Genomic DNA, 17,667 nt, shown 5'->3' on the forward strand with positions numbered 1-17,667 from the left:
CGGTGGGTCGGGTCCGTCATGAATCGTGCGGCCAGCAATCCACGCGGATAAACGCGCCCGATGCGGGGCCGTCCGCGTCCGCGATGGAGAGCCGGAAGTCATGCAGCCGCACGACGGCGGTGACGATGCCGAGCCCGAGCCCCGTGCCCGGCACGTGACGCGTGCGCTCGCCACGGTAGTAGCGCGTCAGCACGCACTGCCGCTCGTCTTCGGGAATGCCGGGCCCCGAATCGACGACGGAGAATTGCGGTCCCGCTTCGAGCTGGCGCAGCCGCACGCCGACGTGCCCGCCATCGGGCGTGAATTTGATCGCGTTGTCGAGCAGGTTCGTGAACGCCTCGAAGAGCAGCGCGCGGTCGGCCCAGACCGCCCCGACGTTTTCGATGCTGACCGTGAACGCAATGCGCCGCTCGTCCGCGAGCGGCGTGTAGAGATCGCACAGTTCGGTGACGAGCACGTCGAGCGCAACGCTTGAAAACGCGCGGCGCCGCCGCAGCGAGCCGATCTCCGAGATGCGCAGCAACGCGGCGAAGCGGCCGAGGATCGCATCGGTGTCGTCGCGCGCAGCCGCCAGCACGCTCGCGGATTCGGCCGCGCCCGCGTGCGGCAACGACTCGGCCAGCGTCGCGAGACGCAGCTTCAACTGCACGAGCGGCGTGCGCAGGTCGTGCGCGACGACATCGCACGCGCCCTTCACTTCGTCCATCAGCCGCTCGATCTCATCGAGCATCTGATTGACGAGCCGCGCGAGCATGTCGAATTCGTCCTGCCCGCTCACGGGCAGACGCTGCGCGAGATCGCCGCCCGCGATGCGCGAGGTCACGCGCCGGATATCGGCGACGCGCCGCATCTGCCGGACACTGAGCAAGAGTCCTGCGGCGAGGCCGCCAAGCAGGCACGCACAGCCGCCGACCACGAGCGCCTTCAGCAGCTCGTCGCGCACGCGCTGCACATCGTCGAGCGTGCGCGCGACCACGAGCCGCGAGCCGTCGGCGCGCACTTCGCCCATCGCCCGCACGCGCACACGCCATGCGCCGACATCGAACCACAGCGTGTTGCCTTGCTCCAGATCGTGCGGATGGGTGAAGCGCTCGAATACGAGCGCGGGCGGAACGCTGAGGAGGTCGCCCGCGAGCCGGCGGCCGTCGGGCGCGAAGAGGCCGTAGTAGTTGCGCTGGTGCGCCTGGCGCCGGATGCGCGCGTCGATCGACGTTGCGAGATCGTCGTTCGCGTAGCCGTCGAAATAGCGCAGTTGCCAGCGCAGCCCGCTATCGGTCTCGCGCTGCATCGCCGCGTTGACGGAATACTCGATGAGCCCGAGCAGCGCCGTGAATGCCACGGAGAAAATCACGGCGTAGGCGATGAACCACCGGAACACGGTGCTTCGCCAGCGCTCGTGCCGCGGGTCGGCAACGGGGACGCGAATCCTTGCCTGCACAACGGGCATGGCCAGCGGTCGGGACAGATTCATCATTCGGGCGTCAATCCAGTGAACACGTCGACCCTGTCCGATATCCACGCATTTTCAGCCCGCCTCGCGCCCATCCTTCCAGACGGGCAGCGATCCTGGCCTCCGTGCTGCGGCGCAACGACATCATTTCCATGAAGAGAGCGTCAAGTTTCTAAAGTTGCGCGCCTGCCGCCACGGCGGCTTCGCGCGTGCGGGCGACATCGTCGCGGCCCGGCATCGTTTGCGCCTCGTCCGGCAGGTCCGCCCGGCTCCAGCCGCCGCCCAATGCGCCGATCAGCGCAACCGAGGTCTGCAGGCGGCGCGTCTTCAACTGGATGGTGGCGATCCGTGCGTTGAGCGCCGCGATCTGCGCGACGGTCACGTTCAGATAGTTGTCGATGCCGCCCGTGTAAAGCGTCAGCGCAAGCTTCTGCACCTGTTTCGCGGCGGCAAGCGCCGCGTCCTGTTGCTGCGACTCCTGCGCAAGACCATCGGTCAGCGCAAGGTTGTCCTCGACTTCGCGAAACGCCTGCAGCACCACCGCGCGGTACTGGTCGCCCGTCTGCGCGAACTGCGCCCAGCTCGCCTGCAACTGGGCGCGCCGCAGGCCGCCCTCGAAGAGCGGCAGCATCGCGGACGCACCGACTGCCCAAAGGGTGTTGGGCAGCGAGGCGAGGCCCCACGCCGTGTCCTCGAAGCCCGCCTGCGCGGCAAGCCGAACGTTCGGATAGAACGCGGCGCGCGCGATGCCGATTGCGGCATTCGCGGCGGCCATGCGGCGCTCGGCCGCCGCGATGTCGGGCCGCCGCTGCAGCAGCAGCGATGGCATGCTCACGGGCACGACGGGCACGGCCACATGCATGACCGACTCGCTCGCCAGATGGAAGCCGATCGGGTTCTCGCCCGCCAGCACAGCCACCGCGTGTTCGAGCACGCGGCGCTGGGAGACCACCTCGGTGTCGGCGGCCTTCGCGGAGGCTAGCTGGTTCTGTGCGCGCGCAACGTCGAGCCCTGCCGCAATCCGCCCCGCGTAGCGGGTTTGCGTGATTTCCAGCGCGTTTTGATAGAGCGCGATGGCCCGGCCGTAGGCCGCGTGCTCGGCATCGAGCCCGCGCATCGCCATGTAGTCGCTTGCGAGTTCGGTTTCGAGGCTGAGCCGCGCTAGCGCAAGCTGCGCAGCTGCACGCTGCGCGCCGCTCTGCGCCTCACGCACGCGATTGCCGGTTTCGCCCCAGAAGTCGAGCGCCCACGAGGCTTCGAGCCCGTACCCGTTCGACATCTGCTGGCGAGGGCCCGTGCCGCTATGGAACAGCGTGTGGGCCGACTCGTGGTTCTCGCTCGTGAAGGCGTTCATGCCGAGTTCGGGCAGCAGTCCGGCATGCGCCGCCGCCACCGTGTAGCGGGCCTGGGCATACGTCTGCACGGCCGCTTTCAGATCGGGATTCGATGCGTCGAGCTTGCGCTCCAGCGTGTCGAGTTCCGCGTCGTCGAAAATCTTCCACCATGCGCTCTGTTCCGGCGGGTCGGACGGATCGGCCTTCACGAACGGTCCCATGCCCGAATATTGCGGCGGCAACAACATGTTCGGCGGATGGTAGACGGGCGCGAGATTGCATCCGGAGACGAGCATCGTCAGCGTGAGCACGGCCATGCCGCCGAGGCGGCTGAGGCGGTCGCACGCGCCGCTGCACCTCGCCCTCATCGCGCCACCTCCGCGTGGCCGCCGGGCGCGGCCGAAGCGACCGCCACACCGTTCTCGCCCGGCTCGATATGCACGGCCTGGCCGTCGAGCAGACCGGCCGACGGGCTCATCACAATCCGGTCCGTTGCGCTCACACCTTCGAGCACCTGCACCGTCTTGCCGAAGTTGAGGCCGAGCTTCACGTTGCGCAGATGCACCTTGTCGTTGGCATCGACAACCGCCACCTGCATCCCTTCGGCGCGGAACAGCAGCGCCTGCTCGGGCACGACGAGCGTGCTGCGGTCGAGCGGAACGTTCAGATGCACGCTCGCGTAGGCGCCCGGCCAGATCAGGCGATCGGGATTCGGCACGAGCAGCTCGGCGATCACGGTGCGCGTCTGCGGGTCGAAAGCGTTGGCGGCCGTCTGGAACGACGCCTTGAATTCGCGGCCCGGGAACTGCGGCAACGACAGCGTCGCGGTCAGCCCCGGCTTCAGTATCGCGGCGTAGTCCTGCGGCACCGACACGAACACGCGCATCTCGTGAATATTCGCGACGGTGAACAGTTCGTCAGCCGAGCCGCGCGAACCCACGTCGACGCCCGCGGCGTTCACGTAGTTGCCGACGTCGGTGCTGCGCGCGGTCACGACGCCGTCGAACGGCGCAACGATATTCCTGAAGCCTTCGAGCACGCGGTACCGCGCGACTTCGTGCTCGGCCGCGCGCACCTGCGCCTTCTGCGCGGCGGCATCGGCGACCTTGACGTCGACGTCCTGTTGCGCGACGGCCTGGGTACCGGCGAGCGCGAGCCAGCGCTGCGCCGTCAGTTGCGCGAGGTTGTAGCGCGTGCGCGCCACGTCTAGATCGGCTTGCGCGCTCTGGTACTGCTCGTCGACGGCTGGCGCATCGATGGTCGCGAGCACCTCGCCCGCCTTCACGGTCGCGCCATAGTCCTTGTTCCAGCGGCGCACGTAACCGGACACCTGCGCGTAAATCGGCGCGGAATACCACGCGCGGATGTTGCCGGGCAGCGTCAGCGTGCGCGTGGCCGGGCCGGGGCTCGGCGAGACCACCTGCACCATCGGCGTCGCGTCTTCGTTCGCCACCTGGGTCAGCTCGGTCAGATTGCGATGCCGCTGGATCATGCCGAGCGCGACAACGCCCGCGACGGCAAGCGCGGCCACGAGCCCCCAGGCGCGCGGACGAACGCGCGCGGGCAGCGGCGCCTCTCTGTTGATGTTGATGCTCATGCTTGCTTCTCCGTTGGGGGCTGCTCCCGGTCGCGATGCAGCAGCGCGAACACACAGGGGACGAACAGCAGCGTCGCCACTGTGGCGAACAGCAGCCCGCCGATGACGGCGCGGCCGAGTGGTGCGTTCTGCGTGTTGCTGAAGGACATCGGGAGCATGCCGACGATCATGGCGAGTGCCGTCATCAGCACGGGGCGGATGCGGCCGAAACCGGCTTCGATGGCGGCTTCGACGGCGTTGCCGTAGCGCTCCAGATGTTCGCGTGCGAACGACACCACGAGGATCGAATTAGCCGTGGCCGTGCCCATGCACATGATTGCGCCCGTGAGCGCAGGCACCGAGAGCGTCGTGCCGGTGATGAAGAGGCTCCAGACGATGCCCGCGAGCGCAGCCGGCAGCGCGGTGATGATGATGAACGGGTCGAGCCACGACTGAAAATTGACGACGATGACGAGATAGACGAGCAGGATCGAGAGCGCGAGGCCGCCGATCAACTCGACGTAGGCGCTCGACATCGTCCGCGCCTGGCCGCGCAGGTGAATGCTCGCGCCGGGCGGCAGATCCTTCTGCATCTGCGCGACCGTTTTCGCCACATCGTCGTAGACCGCGCCGAGGTCGCGGCGCTGGCTGCTCACGAAGATGTCGATGGCCGGCAGGATGCTGTAGTGCGACGCGAGCAACGGCGTGCCGGTCTGCGTGATCCGGCTCAGCGCGCCGAGCAACTGCGCGCGCGGCGCATTCGGGCCGCCCGTGCCGCTGTCGATCGGAATCGTTTCGAGATCGTTCATCGAGCTGAGCTGCGTCTGCGGCGTCTGCATGTTGACGAGGTGGGACACGCCGTTGGTCGTGTCGAGCCAGTAGGTCGGCGCCGTCTGCCCGCTGCCGGAGAGCGTCGCGAGCGTGTTGTCGGCGATATTGGCCTCGGTCAGGTTGATGCCGGAGGCGTAGGAGCGCGACGCGTCGATCTGCAGCGTGGGCTCGTAAAACGCCTGCTGGATGTTGACGTCGGCGCTGCCGGGAATGCGCCGCAGGCGCGCGGCGAGCTCGCGTGCGTAATTGAAGTTCGCGACCTGGCCGCGCCCGGCGATCTGCACGTCGATCGGCGCGGGCAAGCCGAAGTTCAGAATCTTCGCGGTAATGTCGCCGGGCAGGAACGTAAACGTCGTGCCGGGAAAGCGCTTCGGCAATTCGCGGCGCAGCTGAAAACGGTAGTCGTCGACGGGCGAGTGCTCGTCTTTCAGGCTGATCGTGATATCGCAATCCTGCGGCCCGATCGTCCCGGACGAGTTGTAGGCCTCGTTGATGCCGCTCGCGGGCAAGCCGCAGTTATCAAGCACATTCGTGACCTGGCCCGGCAGGATCTCGCGTATCGCCCCGTTCACGAGCACGGCGAGCTTCGACGCTTCTTCCAGACGCATGCCGATGGGGGCACGCATGTGCATGTCGATTTCGCCGGACTTGATCCCCGGGAAAAAGTCTCGCCCGAGCTGGCCGATGAGCGCGAGCGATGCGAGCGCAGCCGCCGCGAACGCGATGACGAACCCGCGCCGCCGCGCGACGGCTGCGGTCAGCACGACGCGATAGCGCGCGCGAAAGCGGTCGAAACGCTGCTCGAAGCCGCGCTGAAAGCGCGTGAACGGGTTGCCGCCCGTACTGTGCGCGAGCGCGTGGCCGTGGTGCCCGGCTGCGTGCCTGCGCTCGTGCCCCCGGACTTGCCCCTTTAGCAGCCACGCCGCCATCGTCGGCACGAGCGTGCGCGAGAGGATGAACGAGGCCACCATCGCGAAGATGATCGCTTCGGCCATCGGCAGGAACAGATAACCCGCTACGCCGCCGAGTTCGAACAGCGGCAGCCAGACGATGCAGATACAGAGCGTTGCGACGAAGGTCGGCACGACCATCTGGTTCGCGGCGGCGATAATGCCGCCCTCCAGCTGCGCACCGGCTTCCAGGTGGGTGTCGATGTTCTCGATCATCACGGTTGCGTCGTCAACGAGAATGCCGACCGCGAGCGCGAGTCCTCCGAGCGTCATGACGTTGATCGTCTGCCCGAGCCACGAGAGCGCGAGAATCGAACTGAGGATGGCGAGTGGAATCGAGGTGGCGACGATCAGCGTCGAGCGCCAACTGCCCAGAAACAGCAGGACCGTAAGCCCCGTGAGCAGGGCCGCCGTGACCATCTCCTGGACGACCTCTGCCACCGAGTCGCGCACGAATCCCGACGCGTCGTTGAGCACCTTGATCTTCACGCCGGGCGGCAGCGTGCGCATGATGCCGGGCAGCGCCTTTTTCACACCGTTGACGACCGACAGCGTCGAAGCGTCGCCGCTTTTGAGCACCTCAATCAGCACGGCTTGCTGTCCCTTGACGAGCACGGCGTTCGTCTGCGGCGGCGAGCCACGGTGCACGTAGGCCACGTCGCGCAGATACACCGTTGCGCCGTTGATGGTCTTGATCGGCAGGTCGTTGAACTTCGCAACTTCGATCGGGCTCGAGTTGGTCCGCACCATGAAGTCGAGCGCACCGATTTTCTGGTCGCCGGCCGGCAACACGACGTTCTGCGCGCGCAGCGCGGCGGCCACATCGGAGGCGCTGAGCCCGTGCACGAGCAGCTTGTTCTGGTCGAGATCGATCTCGACGTTCAGCGACGCGCCGCCGTATGGCGTCGGAATCGCCGCGCCGCGGACGGCCACGAGTTGCGGCCGGATCAGGTTCGACGCCATGTCGTAGACCTGCGACGCGGTCATGCCCTTGGCGGACACCTCCAGATCGAGCACCGGCACCGACGACGCGTTGTACGAGAGCACCTGCGGCGGCGTGATGCCGGCTGGCATCTGCTTGAGCACCGTCTGCGAGATCGACGTGATCTGGGCCTGCGCCGCTGCGACGTTCGTGCCCGGCTGGAAGAAGATCTTGACGATCCCGCGCCCGTACAGCGACTGGCTTTCGATGTGCTCGATGTTTTCGACGGTGGAGGTCAGCGCGCGCTCGTAGTAGTAGATGACACGCCCGGACATGTCCTGCGGAGACAGACCGTTGTATGTCCAGACAACCGCCACGACCGGAACCCGGATGGCCGGGAAGATATCGGTCGGCATGTGGAACACGGCCATGACGCCGAACAGCACGATAAGGAGACTCATCACCACGAACGTCAGCGGACGTCGCAGCGCAACCAGGACAATGGCGTTCATTTCAGTAAGCGAAGCTTGCGCGCGGAGCGCGTCATTCGGACAGCATGTAGCCGGTGCCGCGCACGGTGCGGATGGCGGGCGACGCGCCGGCCTGCGCGAGCTTGTTGCGCAGGCGGCTGACGTGGACGTCGATCACGTTCGTGCCAGGATCGAAGCGGTAGCCCCACACGCCCTCGAAGATCATCGTGCGTGTGAGCAGCTGGCCCGGGTGGCGCATCATGTATTCGAGAATCCGCTGCTCGGTGGGCAGCATGTCGAGCGCACGGCCGTGAAAGCGCGCCGCATGCGCGAGCAGATCGCATTCGAGCGCGCCGAGCGCGAGTCGCGGCGCGGCGCTCGAAGCAACGCTGCCGCGACGGGCCAGGACGTCCACGCGCGCCGCCATCTCGTCGGCCGAGAACGGCTTCGTCAGGTAATCGTCGCCACCGGCCCGCAGGCTGCGCACGCGCTCGTCGATGGCCGACATCGCACTCACGAGCAGCACGGGCGTCATGATGCCCACGCTGCGCATGGTCAACAGCACGGCAAGACCATCGAGGTCGGGTAACACGCGGTCGAGCGTCACCACGTCGTAGCTGCCGACCATCACCTTCGCAAGTCCATCGCGCCCCGTCGTGGCGATGTCCACCTCGTGCCCGAACGCGCAGAGCGACGAACGGATGGCCTTCGCGACGAGCTCGTCGTCGTCGACCGAGAGAACGCGCGTCATGACCTCGCCTCGCGGACCACTGCGTGCGGGCGGCGTGCGAGTCCTGCTGCCAGGCCCGGGGAGGAATCGATCTGTAGACGTTTCATGGCACATCGTTTCGTCGGAATGCGACGGATGATCGTCGAATGCGACTAACCCGTCCTCTCCACAAACATGAAGAGTCTTTAATGTTAGCTGCGAAGCCAGGCGAGACGTGCGTTCTACGTGAAATGCACAATGCCGAAAAACTGAATTGCCCAATTACGCGCGCAACGCACGCGCGTTCCGGGTTAAGCTTGCGGCCGGTCTCGAACGTTCTCCGGGACTTTTATCCACGCGTTAATCCCCGACACGTTGGCGCGTCGGGGATTTTTTTACGCCTGCGCTCGCAACGCAATGAAGAAGTTTTCATGCTCACGATCTGGCGCGCTCGCCTGCCGACGCCTATTCTCGCCTCGCTGCCGGTTCACTTGCCTCGTTCGCATGGTGCGGACTCAAAAACCGGCCTGAGCACGACATTCGACTTCATTGCAGGAGCACACATGAAAACATGGATCAAGCTGGCCGCCATTTCGCTCGTCGGCATCACGAGCCTTTCGGCACACGCAGAACACCTGACGCCGCAACAATGCAACGGCTACCCGTTCGTCCATAACCACAAGCCGACGCACGACGATCTTCAACTCGAACTCGCGCTGGTCGAAGGCGAGGGCTACACGCCGGGCGACGACGACAACGACTATCCCGCCGGCATCCAGCACGCCGAGGAGTTGCTTCAGAGCGATTACGCCCGCGACTGCCTGCATCAGACGCCGGGCTCGTCGACGTAAGCGGAGCCGTCGCACTACGGGCGGCGCTCCGGCATGAAATATTCCTTCATCTTCGCGCTACCGGTCTGAGCAGCGGCGCGAGATAGCATGCGGGAACATGCCGGATTGCTGCCGCGCCGCGCAGCCGGAACGCGAACCAGACACCGAGGTAGAGGGAGAAGCTGATGACACAGCAAATCAAACTGGAGCTGGTCAACGAATACGGCAAGCCGTCGCTGCTCCTGACGCTCGACGGCCGGACCGCGGCGCTCGCGGCTGAAGAACTGGACGAGCTTATCGAGGTGCTCGGCCTCCTGCGAGCCGACCTCACGTCCGCACCGGAGCAGACGGTGTCCAAAGCGGAGCGCTACGCGGTGGAGACGAATACGGAGTGGCACGTTCACCAGAATCCGCTGTTCGACGGCGCGCTGCTGTTCCTGCGCCACTCCGGGTTCGGCTGGACCGGTTTCGGTCTGCCGTCCGAGCAGATAGACCTGTTCATGGAAGCCACCACGCCGCCTTCGGAGTGGAAGAACAACGGTACGCGCAACTGACAGCGCACTCGACCAGGTCGAACCAGCTTAACGACAGCTTTCATCTGAGTTTCATCTCACGTACATTCCTGTTTCATTAATCGAAACGAGAATCCTCTCTGTTCTGGCAGAAAGTGCCTAACACCCCCTAACGAGCTTGTGCAATGCCAGCATGGAATGCATGCCAACATTTCCTCACACCAATATCTTAGGTAAACTAATTTCTAGTACTATTAAGGTCCGTTATTTCACGTGGATCACGTGCCAGCGTTGGCTTTCATTTATGCGATACACCCGGAGGCGCCAGATCTTAGCCGATCAGGCTATCCTGACTGCCAATCCAGCCCCAGCGCGATTGGCGTAAAAGATTGGTGCTCTCAAAAAGGGCAGCAATCAGCTGGATAGGATAAGTTGCACAAACTTCGATCGAATTGAGAACCTATGTTGAATAACAATTTGACGCGGTGGTGGGAGGAAGTAAGCAACGAATTCGAACGGGTTATGGACGAACCCGCGCTTTCTCTAGCAATGGCACATTTCGCAGCGCGTTTGGATTTCAAATTTTTCGCATTCGTGTTCCGACAATCGCTCCCTGGCACTGGACTTCAATCACATTTGCTCAGCAACTATCCAAATCATTGGATCGAGCATTACAAACGAAGCAGTTATAGCAAGGTCGATCCGATCCTCCGACAGGGTGCACGCACCTGCGGTCTTGTGGTCTGGTCGGACAATCTATTTTCACGTGCATCCAGTTTTTGGAAGGAAGCGAAACAGGCAGGGCTGAGCGTAGGCGTATCACAGTCAGCATGGTCGCGCAATGGCACCTACACCGTCCTATCCCTGGCACGAAGCAGCGTACCACTCGATAGCCAAACTGCAGCAGAATTGGAACCGTACGTTCTCCTACTGTCGAATATCGTAACGTTGAGAGCACAGGATATTCTCGGTGGCTCGCTGCCGAGAGTTCAGCGCACGTCATTGACCGAACGCGAAATCGAAATTCTGCGCTGGAGTGCGAACGGCAAGACGGCCTTCGAAGTGGCCGACATACTGGGCATCTCCGAGTCGACCATCAACTTCCACTTGCACAACACACGCCGGAAACTTGGCGTCAGCACCAAACTCGAAGCAGCGGCCTACGCGGCCAGGCAGGGATTACTGGACTGAGTTCAGTCAATCTGGTCTGCACGGGCAGTGCTGGCTTCCAGCATCAGCCACCACGACAGAATCTCACTCAAATCAAAGTTGAAAACAACAAATTGCTCGAATTGTTCAACGCTCAATTCGAGATTCTCGTCAGTCTGGCTACCCTAACCGAAAATCCTGTTCCGACGTGATCTTCCAACGCATTCTACGTCCTAAATATATATGACAGATTGGGGCACAGAGAGAAACTGTCCAAGATTCCGACGGCCATATGGACGTTGCTGCTGCGCGTGCGTTTGTATCCTTCGTCACCGGAGCGGCTATGGCTTCGTTTGTCGACCGCAATGTGTACCCGTTGAATATGCCCGTGCCAGGCCTACGCTTATGGCCTTACTCGACACGGATGATCGAACGCCGGTCGTCTGCCATGGTCTCGAAGTGCCCCCCTGTATGCAGCATTGCGTCTGTTGACAAACCAGTTCCCACCGCGGAGCCGGGAGTGACTAACGAGCTCGAGGCGTAGTAACAGAGAAAATCGGTGCAAGCCGACCGCAAACTGGCAGTCAACGAGGAAGCCATAGCCGTATGATCATGCCGTCTTGCGCGCCAGCCGCTCGCTCAGGACCGTACCGCCAATCATGACGAGCGCCGCACCCGCCAGTTCGACCAGCGACGGCGTCTGATTCAATACGAGGAAACCGAGCAGTAAAGCCGCCGGCACGTTCAGATACCGAAAAGGGACAGTCACCGACAGCGGAACACGCTCCAGCGCCTTGATCAACGCAGCCTGAGAAGCCACTAGAATGACACCCACCGAGAGCAGCAGCAGACAGTGCGTGACCGGGACGCTATGCCAGCGCAGCACGCCCGGCACTATAAGCAGGATCACGCCCACCAGATTTATGAAAAGCAACGACGTTTTTCCAGGCGATCTCACCACGGCGTGCCGGAAAATGACGATCTCCGTGGCCCAGCACGCGCAAGCCGCCCACGCCGCGCCGTAGCCCACCATCTCATGCATCGTCACTTTAACGTTACTGGCGAGCAACGCGCCAGTAACGCATAGCAGCGTGCCGACAATGACCGAACCCTGAATGCGTTCAATGCCGCGAAGAATCAGCCACACGAGTACCAGCAATCCGTTACAGGCAAGAATAGCCTGAACGTTGCCGATGGGCAGCAGCCGTGACGCCATCACGGTCAAAGTAAGCGTGCCAAATCCGACCACGGCTCTCGCGATATGCCACGCCTGGGTGGTCAGATCGGCCCCACTAAAAAGCGCGGCTCTCCCGCCTCGACGCCGTACGCAGTAAATGGCCACAAGCCACAGCGTGCCACCCGCGTAGCGGAGAAATGAGACTTGTACCGGGTCGGCATTGGACGAAATCAGTCGCGGCAGATACAAGCCAACGGTCAGCAGCAACGTAGCTAGCACTGTGTACAGTATCCCACTGACCGCTCTATCTGCGCGCTGCTCGCCTCGCCGTTTTCCCATACCGCGTCTGTAAAGGAGCGCCGCGAGCGGCTCACCATCACGCCTCCCGATCATGATGGCCATGACGCATCGCGAGCTGGCAGATCATGCCACACAGTTGCGGAAATTCGATGCCATGCGCACGAGCCGATTGTGGGAACAGACTGGTGCCCGTCAAACCGGGCAGGGAATTCACTTCGAGGAGCCAGACCTTGCCCGCACTGTCGACCCGGAAATCTGCGCGGCTATAGCCGCGCAACTTCAGGAGCCGATGCGCAGCTTGTGCGACGTCCTTCATTTGTTCGGTCAATTCCGACCCGATCCGCGCCGGAAACTGTTCTTTGATCGCACCAGGTGTGTACTTCTCCTCGTAACCGAACGCACTGTCCGCTTGGATCAGAATCTCGCCTACCACCAAGGGCTCGTTGTCCAGCACGCCCACCGTGAATTCCCGCCCTGCAATGAATTGCTCGATCAAGACCTCCGAATCAAAGCGGAACGCATGTTGAATGGCCGCCTCGAGTTTGTTGGGGTGTCTGACGATGGAAAGGCCCACAGTCGAGCCCTGCCGGTTTGGCTTGACTACCACTGGATACCTGCAGTCGCCGGGGTAGATTGCAGAATCAGTGGTCAAGAGGCACCAGTCGGGCGTGGTGATGTCAGCCGCTCGCAACAGGTGCTTCGTCAAATCCTTGTCCATGCAGACACCGCTGGCAACGTGACCACTGCCCGTATAGGGAATGCCGATGAGATCGAGCGTCGCCTGCACCGTCCCATCTTCTCCCGTCCCGCCATGCAACGCGATAAACACCAGGTCGAATGATCGCGTAAGTTCCAGAACACTGGGCCTGCAAGCCATAAGAGCGCTGATTGCGTGCTCCTGACATTCGTGGTGCGCTGGCGGAGCGGACAGCGCGCGTCGCTCCTCGCTGCTGTCCTCCACGAGCAGTCCGCGCCCGAGATCCAGCACCCGCACCGAATGTCCCAAGCCGCGCAGCGCCGGAACCACCATGGCGGCGCTCGCGAGGGACACTTCTCGTTCCTCGCTCGTGCCTCCGCACAACATTGCAATTTTCAACGGCATGGTAGATGTCGAAAATGTTTTCTGGAGACCGATGTGGTCATCATCGTGATTCATTAGTCTCTATATGGATAATTCAGCACACATCCAAACGCAATCTCAACACCCCACCTTCACCACCATGTTGCCGGGAGGGTGTTCATTTCTCGCCATCAATTCATGCGCCAACGGCAAGTCTTCCCAATTGAAAACCCTCGAAACGCATGGGTCCACATGCCCATCCATCACGAGTGAGTTCGCCTCATGGGCCTGCTTCATGTGCGCAAAGTGCGATCCTTGAATCCGCTTTTGCTGCATCCACACGTAGCGCGCGTCGAATTCGAACCTGTAACCCGTCGTAGCAGCGCAGAATACGACAAGCCCGCCGCGCTTCGCGAGAAAGCAAGACAGCGGAAAAGTCTGCTGCCCCGGATGTTCGAGAACGATATCCACATTGTTGCCCTTACCCGTGGCCGCCCAAATTTCGCCGCCAAACGCTTTGGCCTCCTGCATCCAATCAGTACTGCCATGAGATGCGTTAGTGAAAAGACTGGGAAAACGGGTGCGGACAATAACCGTAGACGCCCCCAGCGCCTGTACATATTGCACCTTTTTTTCGTCTGACACGACGGCGATCGCCTTCGCGCCAGCCAGCCTGCATAACTGGACCGCAAAGACACCAAGGCCACCCGCGGCACCCCAGATCAGCACGCTGACACCGGACCGCAACACGTGTGGCGGATGGCCGTAGAGCATTCGATAAACCGTGGCCAGTTTTAGGAGGTACGCGGCGGAAGCCACCCACGAGCATTGCTTCGGTCGCGGCAGTAGCTGCTGCGCCTGAACCACTGTGAATTGCGCGAACGAACCACCGGGTGTCTCATAGCCCCAGATCTTCTGACTCGGCGACAACATGGGATCACCCCCATTCGACTCAATATCCTCGTAGCCGATCTGATTGCAGTGTACGACGACTTCGTCACCGACTTTCCATCGTGTCACGCCCTCACCCACCGCCCAGACAATACCTGATGCGTCGGATCCTGCGATATGGCTAGCCGCACCGTGCATGTCAAATACAGAAACCGGCTCGCCGCGCGCAGCCCATACGCCGTTGTAGTTCACGCCAGCCGCCATCACGAATATAAGCACTTCCCCATACTTCGGCCGCGGCACGGGAACCAGCCTCTGACAAAATGCCGTGGATGGGTTGCCATGCTGACCAGGTATCAACACCCATGCGTGCATCATGCGTGGGACAAAGTAGCGCTCCGGCATGGATCCGATTGGCACGGCTCCAGAATGATTCCTTTCAACGAATACGCGACCAATTACCTCTTCCATCTCCTTCCTCCTCAGCCGACGTTATGAACTCAGAAGTGCCGCTGCTCGGGCGCACTTCAGCAGCGAGTTGAGCTTGATAATGCGATCCATGCGTGCCGGGCCGCCAAATTTCAGATAATCGGCCTGACCCGCGATCGCGAGATGTGTGATGAGGTCGTCGTCGTTCTCACCGCTACGTTGCGAAACGATACTGAGCAAGCCGTGCGCATTCGCCACTCGCAGTGCATCCATCGCTCCGGTCAGGCTGCCGATCTGATTCGGCTTGATCAGTACACCCTGAATCAGACCTTCACGGGCGGCGTCTTCGATACGGGCGGGACTCGACGCGCACAGATCGTCCGCAATCATCCGCGTCTGCCCGCGCTGCCGTGCGAAGGCGCACCATCCGTCCGTATCCACCTCGGCGAATCCGTCCTCGATGAACGACAGATGGAAGTTGGCAATCAGCCGCTGATATTCATCACACAGGGCATTAAGGTTCTGGGAACGGCCAATTGCATTGTCCGCGCCGAGCGCCGGCCACGGGTAGGTATAGCAGCCATTCTCGCCGTAGTAGTCCGACGCTGCGAGGTCCAGTCCAAGCGTGAAATCAGTACCGGCCTTGTAGCCGACCTCCGCGGCAGCCTCCAGAATCGTAGCTAACGGATATTCGCAGTCGGCCGATGCGAGCAGAAGGGCTCCCTGTGGACTATCGCCAGTAACGATGTTCCGACGCGCAAGCAACGTGCGCGCTGCGTTCCGGATGTCGATGCCCATCTGAATCGCGAGCTCGATGTTGATCCCGCGGTCGGGAATCAGCAAAAACTCAACTCCGCCGATTCCCGAACCCGCTATCGTCGCGCCGTCAATAATGTTGAACATGGGCAGAGGGAACCGCTCCACTTCCGTGTCCGACAGCACCCGATGCAGGGGAACGCCACGTGATACTGCGAGGCCCTTTGCGAATGCAAAGGAGGCAGCAATCGCGACGTTACCGCCAAGCAGGTTGAACTGGGGCGACGGGTCGAGCTGAGCCAGTGCTGCGTCGAATTCCCGCAAGGTAGCAAAGTCTTTACCCATCAGCGCGGCAGGCAAAAGCGCATTGGCTGAAGCCACGGCAGGCCTTGCGGAATCAAGCCCCGAGACGCGTGCATCCTCAAAAAAGGTCGCCTCGAAATCGCCGGTGGTAGAACCTCGCGGCGCGATTGCGCGTACTTTCAGATCGTTGTTCTCAAACCCGAGTGTGATTTCCAGTGCGCCCCTGCCGTTGCTGTCTAGTGCGGTCGCGCTTTCGATTGAAGTGATTTTCATGCCATCTCCCGGGTGTGTTTCTGGCGAAAAAGGCACGTGACGTTGCGCGCAATCTCACTCGCAGTCAACTTCAGGCCCCTCAACAGTTCGCTGTATGTGCCGCTTTGCGTAAAGGTGTCTGGCACGCCGAACCGCAACAATGGTTTTCCATGGGCTCCGAGGGCTTCCGATATCGCTCCGCCAAGCCCACCGGTTGTGCTGTGATCTTCGATCGTAACGATCAACTCGCTTTCGCTGGACGCCAGCAATGCATGAAGCGCGTCTGGGAATGGTTTGATCCGCCGCACGGCAATGAGAGAGGCGTTCAGGCCGGACGCCCTCAGGCGCTCAGTTGTTTCAAGCGCAACATCGCACATTCCGCCAGTCGAGAAGATCACAATCGAACCGCGCTCTTCGCTTTTCTTGTAGCCGTTGCGCGTGATCCAGCGCGCGCCTGCCCTGCGCGGCACCGGATTTCTTCCGAGCCGCAAATAGACCGGACCCGGGGTCTCGACGGCCTCGCGCAGGCAGTCTTCGACGTCTTCGTCATCAACCGGACAAAGGATCGTCATGTCGGGAATTGCCCGGACCAACGCGAGATCGGAGATTGCGTGATGCGGCGCCCCCTCGCTCGCGGCAGTGAATCCCGCGTAGTGGCCAACCACTTTCACGTTGGCGTTGGAATAGGCAATAGACTGCACCAGTTGCTCCGCGGCCCGATGTACCAGAATGGCAGCAAATCCGCACACGATTGGCAAGAGGCCAGCTCTCGACATGCCCGCGGCCATGCCGATCATATTTGCTTCTGCAATCCCTGCATTGATGAAGCGCTGTGGATAGATATCTGCGAAGCGGTACGTACGTGTGGAATGCGAACAGTCGCCGTCGAGCACAACCAGATTCTCATGCTCGCTGCCGAGGTTGATGAGCGCGGTGGAAAACGGTTCACGCATGCTGTGGCTCCTTGACGAAATCCAACCTAAGACGTTCCGCATTGGCCACCGAGTGCCAGTGCCAGTCTCCCTCCATGTAGGCAACGCCCTTACCCTTGATGGTGTGAGCAATGATCACAGTTGGGCGCGAGTCGTCAGTCTCAGCCGTGGCCTGCGCCAGTTGGGTGAAGTCGTGTCCGTTGATTTCGAGCACCCGCCATCCGAAAGCCTCCCATTTCCTCGCAAACGGCTCCATGGGAACGATACTGTCAATCGCGCCGTCGTGTTGGATCTTGTTGTAGTCGACGATGGCAAAAAGGTTTCGTGCTCGATGGACGCCCGCCAGTAATGCCGCCTCCCAGACTTGTCCCTCCTGACATTCGCCGTCGCCCAGCACCACATATGCGCGCCGTCCGGTTCCAGCAATCCGGGTTCCGAGGACATAGCCCAATCCGGCCGACAGACCCTGCCCCAGCGAGCCTGTGCTCAAATCAATAGCCGGCGTGAAGCGACAATCGGGGTGACCTTGAAATCGCGAGCCGAAGGCGCGCAATTGTTCGCCCGGCACCTTCGATAACACCTTCAGGTCTATCAATATCGCGTACAGCGCTGGAACCGCGTGCCCCTTGGATAACACCATCATGTCGCGCGTGGGAAGCGGTTTGAATGGGTCGATCGCGTTCGAACCGTAGTACAGTGACGTCAGGATTTCCACGCATGAAAGCGAACTGCCAGGATGACCTGAGCCTGCTTCGCCAATCAGCCGAAGCAGGGACGCGCGAATATCGGCTGCTTTATGTTCGAGCACTGCGACTTTTACTGCGCCAGTCATAC

General features: G+C 62.0%; 14 protein-coding genes. 3 read left to right on the top strand and 11 right to left on the bottom strand.

The features are described 5' to 3' along the window. Positions 1 to 16: 16 nt before the first annotated feature. The 5 genes from ACFPTO_RS08340 to ACFPTO_RS08360 all read right to left on the bottom strand — a co-directional run bounded on the left by ACFPTO_RS08340 (position 17) and on the right by ACFPTO_RS08360 (position 8,284). A complete protein-coding gene (locus tag ACFPTO_RS08340) occupies positions 17 to 1,447 on the bottom strand; it encodes a sensor histidine kinase (protein WP_377711012.1) in 1,431 nt (476 codons plus the stop codon). 175 nt (positions 1,448 to 1,622) lie between these two features. Beyond that, positions 1,623 to 3,152: an efflux transporter outer membrane subunit gene (locus ACFPTO_RS08345; protein WP_377710767.1), complete on the bottom strand. Its 1,530-nt coding sequence runs from the start codon at positions 3,150 to 3,152 to the stop codon at positions 1,623 to 1,625. Beyond that, on the bottom strand, positions 3,149 to 4,381 hold the full coding sequence (locus ACFPTO_RS08350) for an efflux RND transporter periplasmic adaptor subunit (protein ID WP_377710769.1): 1,233 nt from the start codon (positions 4,379 to 4,381) through the stop codon (positions 3,149 to 3,151). The genes ACFPTO_RS08345 and ACFPTO_RS08350 overlap by 4 nt, the downstream gene beginning before the upstream one ends. Next, positions 4,378 to 7,575 carry an efflux RND transporter permease subunit gene (locus ACFPTO_RS08355; protein ID WP_377710771.1) on the bottom strand — a complete coding sequence of 1,066 codons (3,198 nt, stop codon included), beginning with the start codon at positions 7,573 to 7,575 and terminating at the stop codon, positions 4,378 to 4,380. Before ACFPTO_RS08355 ends, ACFPTO_RS08350 begins: the two co-directional genes overlap by 4 nt. 31 nt (positions 7,576 to 7,606) lie before the next feature. Next, positions 7,607 to 8,284 (bottom strand): response regulator transcription factor, encoded by a 678-nt coding sequence (locus ACFPTO_RS08360; RefSeq protein WP_377710773.1) that lies wholly within the window; start codon positions 8,282 to 8,284, stop codon positions 7,607 to 7,609. Between the two features lie 521 nt (positions 8,285 to 8,805). On the opposite strand from ACFPTO_RS08360, the gene ACFPTO_RS08365 reads away from it, so the two are divergent. The 3 genes from ACFPTO_RS08365 to ACFPTO_RS08375 all read left to right on the top strand — a co-directional run bounded on the left by ACFPTO_RS08365 (position 8,806) and on the right by ACFPTO_RS08375 (position 10,775). Next, positions 8,806 to 9,093, top strand: a complete 288-nt coding sequence (locus ACFPTO_RS08365; RefSeq protein WP_377710775.1) for a hypothetical protein — start codon at positions 8,806 to 8,808, stop codon at positions 9,091 to 9,093. Positions 9,094 to 9,257: 164 nt separating this feature from the next. Continuing rightward, a complete protein-coding gene (locus tag ACFPTO_RS08370; RefSeq protein WP_377710777.1) occupies positions 9,258 to 9,626 on the top strand; it encodes a hypothetical protein in 369 nt (122 codons plus the stop codon). A gap of 420 nt (positions 9,627 to 10,046) precedes the next feature. After that, positions 10,047 to 10,775 (top strand): autoinducer binding domain-containing protein, encoded by a 729-nt coding sequence (locus ACFPTO_RS08375; RefSeq protein WP_377710779.1) that lies wholly within the window; start codon positions 10,047 to 10,049, stop codon positions 10,773 to 10,775. Between the two features lie 568 nt (positions 10,776 to 11,343). Here the strand turns inward: ACFPTO_RS08375 and ACFPTO_RS08380 are convergent. The 6 genes from ACFPTO_RS08380 to ACFPTO_RS08405 are packed head-to-tail and all read right to left on the bottom strand — an operon-like array spanning position 11,344 to position 17,665. Then, positions 11,344 to 12,312, bottom strand: a complete 969-nt coding sequence (locus tag ACFPTO_RS08380) for a DMT family transporter (RefSeq protein ID WP_377710780.1) — start codon at positions 12,310 to 12,312, stop codon at positions 11,344 to 11,346. Next, positions 12,287 to 13,366: a D-alanine--D-alanine ligase family protein gene (locus ACFPTO_RS08385; RefSeq protein ID WP_377710782.1), complete on the bottom strand. Its 1,080-nt coding sequence runs from the start codon at positions 13,364 to 13,366 to the stop codon at positions 12,287 to 12,289. The genes ACFPTO_RS08380 and ACFPTO_RS08385 overlap by 26 nt, the downstream gene beginning before the upstream one ends. A 42-nt stretch (positions 13,367 to 13,408) precedes the next feature. Further along, entirely contained in the window at positions 13,409 to 14,632 is a 1,224-nt protein-coding gene (gene ccrA, locus ACFPTO_RS08390) for a crotonyl-CoA carboxylase/reductase (protein WP_377710784.1), read from the bottom strand. Between the two features lie 21 nt (positions 14,633 to 14,653). Further along, positions 14,654 to 15,922, bottom strand: coding sequence for an enolase-like domain-containing protein (locus tag ACFPTO_RS08395; RefSeq protein ID WP_377710785.1), 1,269 nt, complete (start codon positions 15,920 to 15,922; stop codon positions 14,654 to 14,656). After that, on the bottom strand, positions 15,919 to 16,854 hold the full coding sequence (locus tag ACFPTO_RS08400) for a transketolase family protein (protein ID WP_377710786.1): 936 nt from the start codon (positions 16,852 to 16,854) through the stop codon (positions 15,919 to 15,921). Before ACFPTO_RS08400 ends, ACFPTO_RS08395 begins: the two co-directional genes overlap by 4 nt. Continuing rightward, the gene (locus ACFPTO_RS08405) at positions 16,847 to 17,665 is read right to left on the bottom strand and encodes a transketolase (protein WP_377710788.1); all 819 of its coding nucleotides are present in this window, start codon (positions 17,663 to 17,665) and stop codon (positions 16,847 to 16,849) included. Before ACFPTO_RS08405 ends, ACFPTO_RS08400 begins: the two co-directional genes overlap by 8 nt. Positions 17,666 to 17,667 lie beyond the last annotated feature (2 nt).

This window comes from Paraburkholderia denitrificans, assembly GCF_042655705.1.
Classification (GTDB): domain Bacteria; phylum Pseudomonadota; class Gammaproteobacteria; order Burkholderiales; family Burkholderiaceae; genus Paraburkholderia; species Paraburkholderia denitrificans.

Excerpts from the sequence above, each read along its gene's own strand:
- ACFPTO_RS08385 (WP_377710782.1), bottom strand. The coding sequence starts at position 13,366 with ATGAATCACGATGATGACCACATCGGTCTCCAGAAAACATTTTCGACA.
- ACFPTO_RS08370 (WP_377710777.1), top strand. The coding sequence starts at position 9,258 with ATGACACAGCAAATCAAACTGGAGCTGGTCAACGAATACGGCAAGCCG.
- ACFPTO_RS08400 (WP_377710786.1), bottom strand. The coding sequence starts at position 16,854 with ATGCGTGAACCGTTTTCCACCGCGCTCATCAACCTCGGCAGCGAGCAT.
- ccrA (WP_377710784.1), bottom strand. The coding sequence starts at position 14,632 with ATGGAAGAGGTAATTGGTCGCGTATTCGTTGAAAGGAATCATTCTGGA.
- ACFPTO_RS08350 (WP_377710769.1), bottom strand. The coding sequence starts at position 4,381 with ATGAGCATCAACATCAACAGAGAGGCGCCGCTGCCCGCGCGCGTTCGT.
- ACFPTO_RS08405 (WP_377710788.1), bottom strand. The coding sequence starts at position 17,665 with ATGACTGGCGCAGTAAAAGTCGCAGTGCTCGAACATAAAGCAGCCGAT.
- ACFPTO_RS08365 (WP_377710775.1), top strand. The coding sequence starts at position 8,806 with ATGAAAACATGGATCAAGCTGGCCGCCATTTCGCTCGTCGGCATCACG.
- ACFPTO_RS08340 (WP_377711012.1), bottom strand. The coding sequence starts at position 1,447 with ATGCCCGTTGTGCAGGCAAGGATTCGCGTCCCCGTTGCCGACCCGCGG.
- ACFPTO_RS08355 (WP_377710771.1), bottom strand. The coding sequence starts at position 7,575 with ATGAACGCCATTGTCCTGGTTGCGCTGCGACGTCCGCTGACGTTCGTG.
- ACFPTO_RS08395 (WP_377710785.1), bottom strand. The coding sequence starts at position 15,922 with ATGAAAATCACTTCAATCGAAAGCGCGACCGCACTAGACAGCAACGGC.
- ACFPTO_RS08360 (WP_377710773.1), bottom strand. The coding sequence starts at position 8,284 with ATGACGCGCGTTCTCTCGGTCGACGACGACGAGCTCGTCGCGAAGGCC.
- ACFPTO_RS08375 (WP_377710779.1), top strand. The coding sequence starts at position 10,047 with ATGTTGAATAACAATTTGACGCGGTGGTGGGAGGAAGTAAGCAACGAA.
- ACFPTO_RS08380 (WP_377710780.1), bottom strand. The coding sequence starts at position 12,312 with ATGGCCATCATGATCGGGAGGCGTGATGGTGAGCCGCTCGCGGCGCTC.
- ACFPTO_RS08345 (WP_377710767.1), bottom strand. The coding sequence starts at position 3,152 with ATGAGGGCGAGGTGCAGCGGCGCGTGCGACCGCCTCAGCCGCCTCGGC.